This window comes from Mesorhizobium sp. CNPSo 4661 (assembly GCF_057784215.1).
On record NZ_JBWGIO010000004.1, the window covers coordinates 38,386 to 51,394 of the forward strand.

Here is a 13,009-nt window from a genome sequence, read left to right on the forward strand (position 1 = left end):
ACTTTATCCTGGTATCGGTACTGCTATAATAGACGCATGGATGCCATTGCCCATTCCCCTGAAGATCATCGCCGTCGCGAGCTTGGCGCCTTCCTGCGCTCCCGCCGCGAAAGGCTCTCGCCCGATGCAGCCGGCATCGCCTGTGGCGCGCGGCGGCGGACGCCGGGACTGCGGCGCGAGGAAGTGGCGATGATCGCCGGCGTCGGCACGACCTGGTACACCTGGCTGGAGCAGGGCAGGGACGTGCGGCCTTCGGTCGAGGTGCTGTCGGCGCTCTGCCAGGCACTGCGGCTCGACGGCGCCGAGCAGCGGCATCTGTTCACGCTCGCCGGCCGCCAGCAACCAGAGCGGCGGCGCATCGTTGCGGGAAAGGTCGAGGGACCCTTGCTGCACATGCTGCAGAGCCTTGTGCTGCAACCCGCCTATGTCGTCGGCCCGCGCTGGGATGTGCTGGCCTGGAATGACGCGGCGGTCGCCATTTTCGGCGACTACGGCCAGTTGGAGGGCGATGCCCGCAACATCATCCACGGCGTCTTCGCCGATCCGCATCGGCGGCATCTGCTGGTCGACTGGGAGCAAGTAGCCCGTGCAACCCTTGCCGCGTTCCGCGCCGAGAGCGCGAAATACACCGGCGATCCGGACTTCGAGCGGCTGATCGCGCTGATGATGCGCTCGAGCCCCGAGTTCCGCGAGTGGTGGCCGCAGCGCGATGTGGTGCACCGGCTTTCCGGGCTCAAGCATCTGCGGCATCCGATCGCCGGCGCGATGACGTTCGAACATATGAGCCTGTCGATCGATGACGGTTCGGATATGCGGCTGATCGTCTACACGCCGCTGGCGGAGCAGAACTCGGTGGCGAAGTTGCGGAAGCTGCTGGATACAATTCCGGTGGAGCGCCGCAGCGCGTAACGTTGATGGCTGCAGCCCCTCAGCTTCGTCATCCACGGGCGGAGCAAGGAGCGTAGCGACGCGGCGCAGACCCGAGGATCCATGCCGCGACTTCAAAGCGCTGCTGCGGTGCAGAACTGGCTCTGGCTGGGCGCGACGATCATTCTGAATCGCTGTGCTCTTTGGCGAGCGTCACGGCATGGATTCTAGGGTCTGCGCGCGTCGCTTCGCTCCTGCTCCGCCCTAATGCATGTCGCCCAGAAGTGTGCGGCGGTTCTGGGACAACGACATGCATCAAAACAAAGACTTAAAGCGCGTCGCCTGAATCCGTTTCAGCGCGACGCGCTTTAGAATGACGAAATCAATGTGCGCTTCAGCCAATCTCCGCAGCCTGAGACAGTTCGACGACCGGCAAAGCTTGTACTGGTTTGATGTCGCGCCTCAGCCCTTAGGCCTCAGCCCATCCAGGAACAGCTGCTCCAGGAAGCGCGCCGCGTCCTCGAAGCGGCCATCGCCGCCGCGGTCGGCGCCGAGCACGGCGCGCACCTGGACATCGAAATCGGCATAATGCTGCGTCGTCGCCCAGATCGAGAAGATCAGGTGCCAGGGATCGGTGCGGGCGATCTTGCCGGCGCGCATCCAACCCTTGATGACGGTGGCCTTCTCATCGACCAGAGTCTTCAACTCGCCCTCCAGCATCGGCTTGATGCGCGGCGCGCCCTGCAGGATCTCGTTGGCGAAGAGCCGGCTTTCGCGCGGGAAGTCGCGCGCCATTTCGAGCTTCCGGCGGATGTAGCTTCTGAGCTCCGTCAGCGGATCGCCGATGTCGTCCAGCTCGCGCAAGGGCGCTAGCCAGGTGTCGAGCAGGCGCTGCATCAACGTCTCGTGAATGTCTTCCTTGCGGCGGAAATAATAGAGAAGGTTCGGCTTCGACATGCCGGCGGCTTCGGCGATCTGGTCGATGGTCGAGCCGCGAAAACCGTTGGCGGAGAAGACTTCGAGCGCGGCTTCCAGGATGAGCTCGCGCTTTTCCTGCTGGATGCGGGTGCGGCGGGGAGCGGAGCCTTCCATGGCGGCGGTCATCCTTGCCGGCCGTCTTCGCGCGGGCTGTCTGGACCAATTGTCTGGACCAGTTTTTCCTTGGGCTGTGGAGCGCGCTTTTTATGCCGCATTTCCGCTAGTAATCCTTGGACCGCCGACAGGCGGTGCTAACGTTTGTCCAACCGGTCAAAATTTTGCGTAGCACGAAAACGCAGCAAAGACCAAGCGTTGGCCGCACCGAAACACGCTCACAAGGGGAAGTCCTGGTCATGTCCAACCGGCTGAAAGTCACGCCGAACGATCTCAGCGCATTCTGGATGCCGTTCACGGCAAACCGCCAGTTCAAGCAGGCGCCGCGCATGTTCGTGTCCGCCAAGGACATGCATTACACGACCAGCGACGGCCGCAAGGTGCTGGACGGCACCGCGGGCCTGTGGTGCGTGAACGCCGGCCACTGCCGCCCCAAGATCACCGAGGCGATCCAGCATCAGGCCGCCGAACTCGACTACGCGCCGGCCTTCCAGATGGGTCACCCGATCGTGTTCGAGCTGGCGAACCGCCTGGTCGACATCGCGCCGAAGGGCATGGACCATGTCTTCTTCACCAATTCCGGTTCGGAATCGGTCGAGACCGCGCTGAAGATGGCGATCGCCTATCACCGCGTGAAGGGCGAGGGCTCGCGCACCCGGCTGATCGGCCGCGAGCGCGGCTATCACGGCGTCAATTTCGGCGGCATCTCGGTCGGCGGCATCGTCACCAACCGCAAGATGTTCGGCACGCTGCTCGGCGGCGTCGACCATCTGCCGCACACGCACCTGCCCGAGAAGAACGCCTTCTCGAAGGGCGTGCCGGAACATGGGGCGGAGCTGGCGAACGAGCTGGAGCGCCTCGTCACGCTGCATGACGCCTCGACCATCGCCGCCGTCATTGTCGAGCCGGTCGCCGGCTCCACCGGCGTCATCCTGCCGCCGAAGGGCTATCTGCAGAAGCTTCGGGAAATCTGCACGAAGCACGGCATATTGTTGATTTTCGATGAAGTGATCACCGGCTTCGGACGCCTCGGCGCGCCGTTCGCTGCGGACTATTTCGGCGTCACGCCGGACATCATGACGACGGCCAAGGGCGTGTCGAACGGCGTCATCCCGATGGGCGCGGTGTTCGTCAAGAAGGAGATCCACGACGCCTTCATGACCGGCCCCGAGCACATGATCGAGTTCTTCCACGGCTACACCTATTCCGGCAATCCGATCGCCTGCGCCGCGGCGCTCGGCACTCTGGACACCTACAAGGAAGAGGGCCTTTTGACGCGCGGCGAGGAGCTGGCGCCTTACTGGGAAGACGCGCTGCATTCGCTCAAGGGCGAGCCGCATGTCATCGACATCCGCAACATCGGCCTGATCGGCGCGATCGAGCTGGCGCCGATCGCGGGCAGCCCGACCAAGCGGGCGTTCTCGGCCTTCGTCAAGGCCTTCGAGCGCGGCGCGCTGATCCGCACCACCGGCGACATCATCGCGCTGTCGCCGCCGCTCATCATCACCAAGGGCCAGATCAACGAGCTGATCGACCATGTTCGCGACGTTCTGAGGTCGATCGACTGACAAGCCGGAGCGGGCACCCTTCCCGTCGAGGGGAGGGTGTCCGCGAAGCGGCCAGGCGAGGTCGGCGCCGACGCGCCGACTTTAAGAGCGGCGTGATTCAGGCTGGCTGCGCGCCGATGCCGGTCAGGATCACTCGCTTGATGTTTTCCTTGGCCTCGCGCCATTGCCGGTCGGAGAGCGACTTGCCGCCGTTCAGCGTCTCGATCTGGTGGCCGAAATCGGCGTAGTGCTGGGTCGTGGCCCAGAGCATGTAGAGCAGATGGCGCGGGTCCACCGGGTCCATCTTGCCCTCCTCGATCCAACGGCTGATGATCCCGACGCGGCCGTCGGTCCATTCGCGCAGCGTTGATTCCATATAGTCCTGAAGCACCGGCGCGCCGTGCATCACTTCCGACGCCCAGACTTTCGAGCCGTCCGGGTGGCGACGCGATATCTCCATCTTGGCGTCGATATAGGAACTGATGCCGTCCACGGGGCCGCTCGCCGCGTCGAAGCAATTGGCCGCCTGCAGCCAGATCTCGAAAATGTTCTGGACGACGGAACGGTAGAGCTCTTCCTTGGTGGCGAAATAATAGTGGAGATTTGCCTTTGGCAGCCCCGCGAGGTCGGCGATCAGCTGCATCGTGGCGCCGCCGAACCCGGCCTCCGCGAACACCTTTTCGGCGGCGAGCAGAATGGCTTTTTCATTCTCCCGCCTTATGTCCTGGCGCCGCATGGGACGGGTGGGTTCGGTCATGTCTTCCCCAAGATTCTGGCCCAAGATTCTCGTTGACCGGTTGGTCAGCTTGTGTAGTCTGAAAGCTGACCATACGGTCAGGATGCAAACCACTCAAGGGGCGACAAGACCCCTGGTGAAAATGGGAACCGCAAATGGCCGCACCCGGCGAAAATCTGCGAATCAATTCAGACCGCTTGTGGGATTCCATCATGGAGATGGCGAAGATCGGCCCCGGCATTGCCGGCGGCAACAATCGCCAGACCGTGACCGACGAGGACGGAGAGGGCCGCCATCTGTTCAAGCGCTGGTGCGATGCCGCGGGGCTCGAAATGGGCGTCGACGAGATGGGCACGATGTTTGCCCGCCGCGAAGGCACCGATCCCAGCCTGCCGCCTGTCTATGTCGGCAGCCACCTCGACACGCAGCCGACCGGCGGCAAGTATGACGGCGTGCTCGGCGTGCTGGGCGGGCTCGAAGTCGTGCGCTCGCTCAACGACCTCGGCATCAAGACCAGGCATCCGATCGTCGTCACCAACTGGACAAACGAGGAAGGTGCGCGCTTCGCGCCGGCCATGATGGCGTCCGGCGTCTTTGCCGGCGTGCTCGACCAGGCCGACGTCTATCAGCATGTCGACAAGGACGGCAAAAAGTTCGGCGAGGAGCTCGAGCGCATCGGCTGGAAAGGCACGGAAAAGGTCGGTGATCGCAAGATCCACGCCTTCTTCGAATTGCATATCGAGCAGGGACCGATCCTCGAGGACGAGGGCATCGATATCGGCGTCGTCACCCATGGCCAGGGCCTGAAATGGCTGCAGGTGACGCTGACCGGCAAGGAAGCCCATACCGGCTCGACGCCCATGCCGAAGCGCCGCAATGCCGGGCTCGGCATGGCGCGGGTGATCGAGCTGGTGCACGAGATCGCCATGGACTACCAGCCCGACGCCGTTGGCGCGGTCGGCCACATGCAGGCCTATCCGAACTCGCGCAACATCATCGCCGGCCGCACCGTCTTCACCATCGACATCCGCTCGCCGGAGAAGGAAGTGCTCGACGCCATGGATGGCCGCGTCCGCGAAGGCATCGACACGATCTGCGATGCGCTCGACATCAAATATGAGATCGAGCAGGTCGGTCATTTCGATCCGGTCACCTTCGACAAGAACTGCGTCAAGGCGATCCGCGATGCCGCCGAGCGGCTGGGCTACTCGCACCGCAACATCGTCTCCGGCGCCGGCCACGACGCCTGCTGGATCAACCGCGTCGCGCCGACCGCAATGGTGATGTGCCCCTGCGTCGACGGGCTCAGCCACAACGAGGCCGAGGAAATCAGCAAGGAATGGGCGAGCGCCGGCGCCGACGTGCTGTTCCACGCGGTGGTGGAGACTGCTGGAATCGTCGAATGACCGACTAGAGCATTTCACCTCGCAACGCCGCTCGCAAAGAAGCGCGAAAGAACAGGGGAACAGATATGACCAAAGTCATCCGGAACGGCACGATCGTCACCGCCGATCGTACGTGGAAGGCCGATGTGCTGATGCAGCACGGCAAGATCGTTGCCATCGGCTCGAACCTGCACGGCGACCATGAGTTCGACGCGACGGGCTGCTACGTCATGCCCGGCGGCATCGATCCGCACACCCATCTCGAAATGCCTTTCATGGGCACCTATTCGGCCGACGATTTCGAATCCGGCACGCGCGCCGCGCTTTCCGGCGGCACGACGATGGTGGTCGATTTCTGCCTGCCGGCGCCGCAGCAGTCGCTGCTGGAAGCGCTGCAGATGTGGGACAACAAGACCTCGAAGGCGGCCTGCGACTATTCCTTCCACATGGCGATCACCTGGTGGGGCAAGCAGGTGTTCGACGAGATGGCGACTGTCGTCGACCGGGGCATCACCTCGTTCAAGCACTTCATGGCCTACAAAGGCGCACTGATGGTCGATGACGACGAGATGTACTCATCGTTCCAGCGCTGCGCCGATCTCGGCGCGCTGCCGCTAGTCCATGCCGAGAATGGCGATGTGGTCGCAGCACTTTCGCAAAAGCTTCTGGCCGCCGGCAATAACGGCCCCGAGGGCCACGCTTATTCGCGTCCGCCGGAAGTGGAGGGCGAGGCGACAAATCGCGCCATCATGATCGCCGACATGGCTGGCGTGCCGCTCTATGTCGTGCATGTCTCTTGCGAGCAGAGCCATGAAGCGATCCGCCGCGCGCGCCAGAAGGGCATGCGCGTTTACGGCGAGCCGCTGATCCAGCATCTGACGCTCGACGAGACCGAATATTTCAACAAGGACTGGGACCACGCAGCGCGCCGGGTGATGAGCCCGCCCTTCCGCAACAAGCTGCATCAGGATTCGCTGTGGGCCGGCCTGCAGGCCGGCTCGCTGCAGGTCGTGGCGACCGACCACTGCTCCTTCACTACCAAGCAGAAACGCAACGGCATCGGCGATTTCACCAAGATCCCGAACGGCACCGGCGGGCTCGAGGACCGCTTGCCGATGCTGTGGACGACAGGCGTCAACACCGGACGGCTGACGATGAACGAGTTCGTCGCGGTGACCTCGACCAACATCGCCAAGATCCTCAACATGTATCCGAAGAAGGGCGCCATAGCCGAAGGCGCCGACGCCGACATCATCGTCTGGGATCCGAAGCGCAAGAAGACGATCACGGCCAAGAAGCAGCAGTCAGTGATCGACTACAACGTCTTCGAGGGTTTCGAAGTGACCGGCCTGCCGCGCTTCGTCTTCTCGCGCGGCGAATTGTCGATCGAGGAAGCGGACGTGAAGGCCAAGGTCGGACATGGCGAGTTCGTCGCGCGTGAGCCGAACGCCGCGGTCAATCGGGCGCTGTCGACCTGGAAGGAGATTTCCGCGCCGCGCAAGGTGGAGCGGACCGGCATTCCGGCGACCGGGGTCTGACCATGCGGGCTCTTCATCTTGCGATCGCGGCGGCCACGACGCTGGCCGCCGGCCAGGCTCTCGCCGCGGGCATAGACCTCAGCAAGCCTTATGGCGACAAATATGGTTGCATCAACCGGAACGGCCAGCAAGTGGCCGCCGACAAGATGCTGCTTTTGACCGACAAGGAACTGATCACGGCGGCCAGCGCCTGCACCTTCAGCGACAGCCAAGCCCAGGCCGACGGATCGCTGGTGGTGACGGCAAAATGCGAGGCCGAAGGCGAAGAGGGACAGGCGCCGACCAAGTTCACCATCAAGCGCAGCGCGAAGAATGCGAAGAAGCTGGTGGTGGCCGACGAGGACGGCAATGTGATGGGCGAAGTCGCGCGATGCAAATGACGGCGATCCCGTCGGTTCCTGGGAGACGTATTCGTTCCGGCCGCATTTATGCGACGCCAAGCGATGCCGCTTGGCTGCAAAATGCGCTACGCAACCAGAGCATCCAGTTCCGGCAGCAGGACGACGCTTTCCTGTTCGCTGGGATCGGTGCGGGCGATGACGGCCGAGGACGGCGCGCCGCTCAGATTGGCAGGCAGATGCGGAACGCCCGCCGGAATGTAGAAGAGGTCGCCGGCCGTGACGACGATATGATGCTCGAGCCGGTCGCCGTACCAGGTGTGGACTTCGCCCGAGAGCACGTAGATGGCCGTCTCGTGGCTTTCATGCATATGCGCCTTGGCGCGGGCGCCGGGCGGCATGGTGAGAAGATGCATGCAGATGCCGGACGAGCCAACGGTTTCGGCGGCGATGCCGGCGAAATAACTCAGCCCCTGCTTGCCCTGATAGGTGCTTTCGGGGCGAACGAGATGACAGGTGGGTTTGGGCGACATCGGCAAGGCTCCGGGCGGCGTCGATCGGGTGGGACAGGACGAGTGGAAAGCAACGCTATCATAAAATCAACAGGATTGCGGACATCGCGGCAGCGGCTGCGAAAGGCAGGCTGCAGCCAATGACCGGACAGCCGCCAGCCGTCGTTTCGGCAAGCAAGCTCGGCCTCACCTTCCAGACCAATGACGGTCCGGTGCAGGCGCTCTCCAATGTCGATCTGACCATCGGCAAGGGCGAATTCGTCTCCTTCATCGGCCCGTCCGGCTGCGGCAAAACCACCTTGCTGCGCGTCATCGCCGACCTGGAAAGGGCGACATCGGGAACGATCTCCGTCAACGGGCTGACGCCCGAGCAGGCGCGCGAGAAGCGCTCCTACGGCTACGTCTTCCAGGCCGCCGCCTTGTTCCCGTGGCGCACGATCGAGCGCAATGTGGGGCTGCCGCTGGAGGTCATGGGCTTGAGCCAGGCCGAGCAGGCGGAGCGCATCAAGCGCACGCTGGCGCTGGTCAACCTCTCGGGCTTCGAGAAGAAATATCCCTGGCAGCTTTCCGGCGGCATGCAGCAGCGCGCCTCAATCGCGCGCGCTTTAGCCTTCGACGCCGACTTGCTCTTGATGGACGAGCCGTTCGGCGCGCTCGACGAGATCGTGCGCGACCATCTGAACGAGCAGCTCCTCGAGCTCTGGGCCCGGACCAACAAGACGATCTGCTTCGTCACCCATTCCATCCCCGAGGCGGTGTATCTGTCGACGCGCATCGTGGTGATGTCGCCGCGGCCCGGCCGCGTGACCGACATCATCGAATCGACGCTGCCGAGGAAACGCCCGCTCGACATCCGCGAGACGCCGGAATTCCTGGCGATCGCCGCGCGCGTGCGCGACGGCTTGAGGGCTGGGCACAGCTATGATGATTGAGGGGATGGCGAATGAGTGCGGACGAGGCCGCCACGCCTTTGTCATCCTGGGGCGGAGCAGGCCTGCAACTGCGCGAGTGGTGGGAGCCGCCCGCCGCGATTTCGTCATCCTAGGGCGGAGCGACGCGAAGCGGAGCGCAGACCCTGGGATCCATGCCGTGACCGCGGCCGAAGGGTCAAAGCTGCGGAGAATATCTGCCCGGGGTCCGGCGCTGGGAGCCGTGTTCTGCACCGCTCCGAAGCGGGGAAGTAACGGCATGGATCCAAGGGTCTGCGCCGCGTCGCTTCGCTCCTTGCTTCGCCCTAGGATGACGAAAAACGCGAACGTCGCGGCACCGACAACAAAGGCGCCCGGCCTTCGCTTCGCTCCGGCCACCCTCTCCCCGCCGGGGAGAGGAGGGGGGCGCCGCTAGATGGATAGCTTCCGTTCCAAGATCGTCCCCGTAACCACCATCCTCGCCGGCGTGGTGGTGCTCTGGTACGTCTTTGCCGTCATCCTCAACGCGCCGTTCCAGCGTGACCTCGACGCCAGGGCCAACGAAAGCCCCGGCACCGCCGAGTTCATCGGCAAGACGCTGTCGCAGCCGAAGCCGACGCTGCCGGCGCCGCACCAGGTGGCGGTGAATTTCTTCGAAAACACCTTCCTGCGATCCGTCACGTCGAGCCGCAGCCTGGTCTACAACGCCTGGGTGACGCTGTCGTCGACGCTGCTCGGCTTTGCCTTCGGCACAGCGCTCGGCATCGTCATTGCGGTGGGCATCGTGCATGTGGCGACGCTCGACCGCAGCCTGATGCCTTGGATCATCGCCTCGCAGACCATTCCGATCCTGGCGGTGGCGCCGATGATCATCGTGGTGCTGGCGGCGATCGGCATCACCGGACTGATCCCCAAGGCGCTGATCTCGACCTATCTGTCGTTCTTCCCCGTCGCCGTCGGCATGGTGAAGGGCCTGCGCTCGCCTGAGCTCACGCATCTCGACCTGATGCATACGTATAACGCCAGCGCCTCGCAGACTTTCTGGAAGCTGAGGGTGCCGGCCTCGGTGCCGTTCCTGTTCACCTCGATGAAGGTGGCGGTGGCGGCAAGCCTGGTCGGCGCAATCGTCGGCGAGCTGCCGACAGGCGCGGTCGCCGGCATCGGCGCGAAATTGCTCGCGGGCGCCTACTACAGCCAGACCATCGACATCTGGTCGGCGCTGGTCGCCGGCTCGATCGTCGCGGCGCTGCTGGTGATGGTGGTGGGCATTGCCGGACGCCTCGTCGACCGCGCCATGGGCGGGAGGCCGGCATGAGCTGGTTGAAACCATCCTGGCAATCGGTGCTGGCGATTGCGCTGTGCCTCATCGCCTTTGCGCTCGGCGCGATGTCGAAACCGGAAGCAGCGGCATTGGCGCAACCTGCGGCGACCATTGCCTACCCCTATATGGGCGCGAAGGCGCTAATCATCGGATTGCTGGTGGTCGCGGCCCTTGCCGCGATGGTGAAGCTCACGCCGCTCGTCGAAGCCATCGTGCTCTTCGTCGGCGCGCATGCCGCCGCTTGGCTCCTGATCAAGGGCATAGCCGGTTTCGAAGGCACGGCGCTGGTGCCGTATTTCCTGCTGCTCGCCGCTGCCTGGCTGCTTGCCTGGCGCTGCGTCGCCTTGCTCTCGTCGCTGCGTCCGAGCGAGAGCGTCGCAAGGAACGCGTTGCGCCTGATCATCCCGGCCATCTTCGGCGCCTGGATCCTGATCATCTGGGAGGCGATCACGCGCGGCGCCGGCATCCCCTTCATCCTTTTACCGCCGCCGAGCGCCATCGGTGCGCGCTTCGCCAATTCGCTGCCGATCCTGGGTGCGGATGTGCGGCAGACGATCTTCAAGGCGGTGCTGATCGGTTACATCGTCGGCAATCTCGCCGGCTTCATCGTCGCCATCCTTGCCGACCGCGTGCCATTCCTGCGGCGCGGGCTGCTGCCGATCGGCAACATGGTCTCGGCTCTGCCGATCATCGGCGTGGCACCCATCATGGTCATGTGGTTCGGTTTCGACTGGCCGTCCAAAGCAGCGGTCGTCATCATCATGACCTTCTTCCCGATGCTGGTGAACACGGTCGCCGGGCTCGCCGCATCCGGGCATATGGAACGCGACCTGATGCGCACCTATGCATCGGGCTATTGGCCGACCTTGCTGAAGCTCAGGCTTCCGGCGGCAATGCCGTTCATCTTCAATGCGCTGAAGATCAACTCGACGCTGGCACTGATCGGCGCCATCGTCGCCGAGTTCTTCGGTACGCCAGTGGTCGGCATGGGATTCCGCATTTCGACGGAAGTCGGGCGGATGAACATCGACATGGTGTGGGCCGAAATCGCAGTTGCAGCACTTGCGGGTTCGGTCTTTTATGGCGTGGTCGCTCTCATCGAGAGAGCCGTCACGTTTTGGCATCCCTCTGTCCGAGGTGGATAGGGGCGGTGGGTTTGGGTGCTAACTTCAGAGGGTAAAAACATGAAAAGACTGCTGATTTCTGCTTTGGCCGGCGCCATGTCGCTGGCCGCCTTCCAGGCGATGGCCGCCGACAAGGTGACATTGCAACTGAAATGGGTCACGCAGGCCCAGTTCGCCGGCTATTATGTCGCCAAGGCCAAGGGCTTCTATGACGCCGAAGGCCTCGACGTCGACATCAAGCCGGGCGGCCCTGATATCGCGCCCGAGCAGGTGATTGCCGGCGGCGGCGCCGACGTCATCGTCGACTGGATGGGCGGCGCTCTGGCCGCGCGCGACAAGGGCGTGGGGCTCGTCAACATCGCCCAACCGTTCAAGAAGGCGGGCATGGAACTGGTCTGCCCCAAGGCCGGCCCGATCAAGACGGAAGCCGACTTCAAGGGCCACACCCTCGGCGTCTGGTTCTTCGGCAACGAATATCCGTTCTACGCCTGGATGAACAAGATCGGTCTCAAGACCGATGGCGGCCCGGACGGCGTCACCGTGCTCAAGCAGAGCTTCGATGTGCAGCCGCTGATCCAGAAGCAGGCCGACTGCATCTCGGTCATGACCTACAACGAATACGGCCAGGTGCTGGACGCCGGCTACAAGCCGGAAGACCTGGTCGTGTTCAACTACTCGGCGATGGGCAACGACCTTCTTGAGGACGGGCTCTACACGCTTGAGGACAAGCTCAAGGATCCGGCCTTCGAGGACAAGATGGTGCGCTTCGTGCGCGCCTCGATGAAGGGCTGGAAATACGCCACCGAGAACACCGACGAGGCGGCCGGGATCGTCGTCGACGCCGGCGGCCAGGATGAGAACCACCAGAAGTTCATGATGAAGGAAGTGGCCAAGCTGATCGACAATGCCGACGGCAAGCTGATCCCGGCCGCTTACGAGCGCACCGCCAAGGCGCTGCTCGACCAGAAGATCATCAGCAAGGAAGCGAGTGGCGCCTACACGACCGCGATCACCGACAAGGCGATCAAGTAAGATCTGCGCTCTACGCAGGAGTTGGAAAGGGGCGGGCGACCGCCCCTTTTTTGTTGGTTGAGGTAAAATAATTGTGCGCGCAGGGATACAAAGCGCCGCCCAGCCGTTTCAGTGACGCATCCGCGCGCCGGGGAGCCGTGCAGGATGCTGCCATCAACGGAGATTCTTCATGCGCATCCTGTCCGTGCCGATGCTTTCGGCCTTAGCCGTTTCGACCGCCTTCCTTCTCGCATCGCCAGCCATGGCCGAGACTATGAAGTTCAAGGCGACGCTCGACGGCAGCCAGCAGAGCCCACCCGTGACGACCAAGGGCAAGGGCACCGCGACACTCACTTTCGACACAACCAAGAAGAAACTCAGCTGGAACGTCAAATATTCCGGCCTCAGCGGGCCGGCAGTTGGCGCCCACATCCATGGTCCGGCTGATATGGGCGCAAACGCGGACCCCGTCATTCCGTTCAAGAACCTGAAAAGCCCGATCAAGGGATCGGCGACGCTGACCGACGCGCAAGCGGCCGACCTCGAGGCCGGCAAATACTATGTCAACGTCCACACCGCCAAGAACAAGGACGGGGAGATCCGCGGCCAGATCGAGAAGGCGATGTAAAG

General features: G+C 63.5%; 13 protein-coding genes. 10 read left to right on the forward strand and 3 right to left on the reverse strand.

Features of this window, described 5'->3' with window-relative positions:
• Positions 1–36: 36 nt before the first annotated feature.
• Positions 37–909 carry a helix-turn-helix transcriptional regulator gene (locus AC0YKC_RS06870; RefSeq protein ID WP_320295058.1) on the forward strand — a complete coding sequence of 291 codons (873 nt, stop codon included), beginning with the start codon at positions 37–39 and terminating at the stop codon, positions 907–909.
• Positions 910–1,329: 420 nt separating this feature from the next.
• On the opposite strand, the gene AC0YKC_RS06875 is transcribed toward AC0YKC_RS06870, so the two are convergent.
• Positions 1,330–1,959 carry a TetR family transcriptional regulator C-terminal domain-containing protein gene (locus tag AC0YKC_RS06875; RefSeq protein ID WP_488510771.1) on the reverse strand — a complete coding sequence of 210 codons (630 nt, stop codon included), beginning with the start codon at positions 1,957–1,959 and terminating at the stop codon, positions 1,330–1,332.
• A gap of 239 nt (positions 1,960–2,198) precedes the next feature.
• Between AC0YKC_RS06875 and aptA the strand changes: the two genes are divergently transcribed.
• Positions 2,199–3,527 (forward strand): omega-aminotransferase AptA, encoded by a 1,329-nt coding sequence (aptA, locus tag AC0YKC_RS06880; protein WP_320295060.1) that lies wholly within the window; start codon positions 2,199–2,201, stop codon positions 3,525–3,527.
• Positions 3,528–3,624: 97 nt separating this feature from the next.
• Here the strand turns inward: aptA and AC0YKC_RS06885 are convergent, their stop codons facing one another.
• A complete protein-coding gene (locus AC0YKC_RS06885; protein ID WP_488510588.1) occupies positions 3,625–4,263 on the reverse strand; it encodes a TetR family transcriptional regulator C-terminal domain-containing protein in 639 nt (212 codons plus the stop codon).
• Positions 4,264–4,397: 134 nt separating this feature from the next.
• Between AC0YKC_RS06885 and AC0YKC_RS06890 the strand changes: the two genes are divergently transcribed.
• The 3 genes from AC0YKC_RS06890 (at position 4,398) to AC0YKC_RS06900 (ending at position 7,545) form a co-directional block, all read left to right on the forward strand.
• On the forward strand, positions 4,398–5,648 hold the full coding sequence (locus tag AC0YKC_RS06890) for a Zn-dependent hydrolase (protein ID WP_488510589.1): 1,251 nt from the start codon (positions 4,398–4,400) through the stop codon (positions 5,646–5,648).
• Positions 5,649–5,713: 65 nt separating this feature from the next.
• Positions 5,714–7,165, forward strand: coding sequence for a dihydropyrimidinase (gene hydA / locus AC0YKC_RS06895; protein WP_488510590.1), 1,452 nt, complete (start codon positions 5,714–5,716; stop codon positions 7,163–7,165).
• Positions 7,166–7,167: 2 nt separating this feature from the next.
• Positions 7,168–7,545, forward strand: coding sequence for a hypothetical protein (locus AC0YKC_RS06900; protein WP_320295064.1), 378 nt, complete (start codon positions 7,168–7,170; stop codon positions 7,543–7,545).
• Positions 7,546–7,631: 86 nt separating this feature from the next.
• Here AC0YKC_RS06900 and AC0YKC_RS06905 read toward each other — a convergent pair whose 3' ends face one another.
• Positions 7,632–8,036 carry a cupin domain-containing protein gene (locus AC0YKC_RS06905; protein ID WP_488510591.1) on the reverse strand — a complete coding sequence of 135 codons (405 nt, stop codon included), beginning with the start codon at positions 8,034–8,036 and terminating at the stop codon, positions 7,632–7,634.
• A 119-nt stretch (positions 8,037–8,155) separates the two neighbouring features.
• Between AC0YKC_RS06905 and AC0YKC_RS06910 the strand changes: the two genes are divergently transcribed.
• The 5 genes from AC0YKC_RS06910 (at position 8,156) to AC0YKC_RS06930 (ending at position 13,007) form a co-directional block, all read left to right on the forward strand.
• Positions 8,156–8,947 (forward strand): ABC transporter ATP-binding protein, encoded by a 792-nt coding sequence (locus AC0YKC_RS06910; protein WP_488510592.1) that lies wholly within the window; start codon positions 8,156–8,158, stop codon positions 8,945–8,947.
• Between the two features lie 412 nt (positions 8,948–9,359).
• Positions 9,360–10,238, forward strand: a complete 879-nt coding sequence (locus tag AC0YKC_RS06915; protein ID WP_488510593.1) for an ABC transporter permease — start codon at positions 9,360–9,362, stop codon at positions 10,236–10,238.
• On the forward strand, positions 10,235–11,389 hold the full coding sequence (locus tag AC0YKC_RS06920; protein ID WP_488510594.1) for an ABC transporter permease: 1,155 nt from the start codon (positions 10,235–10,237) through the stop codon (positions 11,387–11,389). The genes AC0YKC_RS06915 and AC0YKC_RS06920 overlap by 4 nt, the downstream gene beginning before the upstream one ends.
• A gap of 39 nt (positions 11,390–11,428) precedes the next feature.
• Positions 11,429–12,400: an ABC transporter substrate-binding protein gene (locus tag AC0YKC_RS06925; RefSeq protein WP_320295069.1), complete on the forward strand. Its 972-nt coding sequence runs from the start codon at positions 11,429–11,431 to the stop codon at positions 12,398–12,400.
• Positions 12,401–12,569: 169 nt separating this feature from the next.
• Entirely contained in the window at positions 12,570–13,007 is a 438-nt protein-coding gene (locus tag AC0YKC_RS06930) for a CHRD domain-containing protein (protein ID WP_320295070.1), read from the forward strand.
• Positions 13,008–13,009 lie beyond the last annotated feature (2 nt).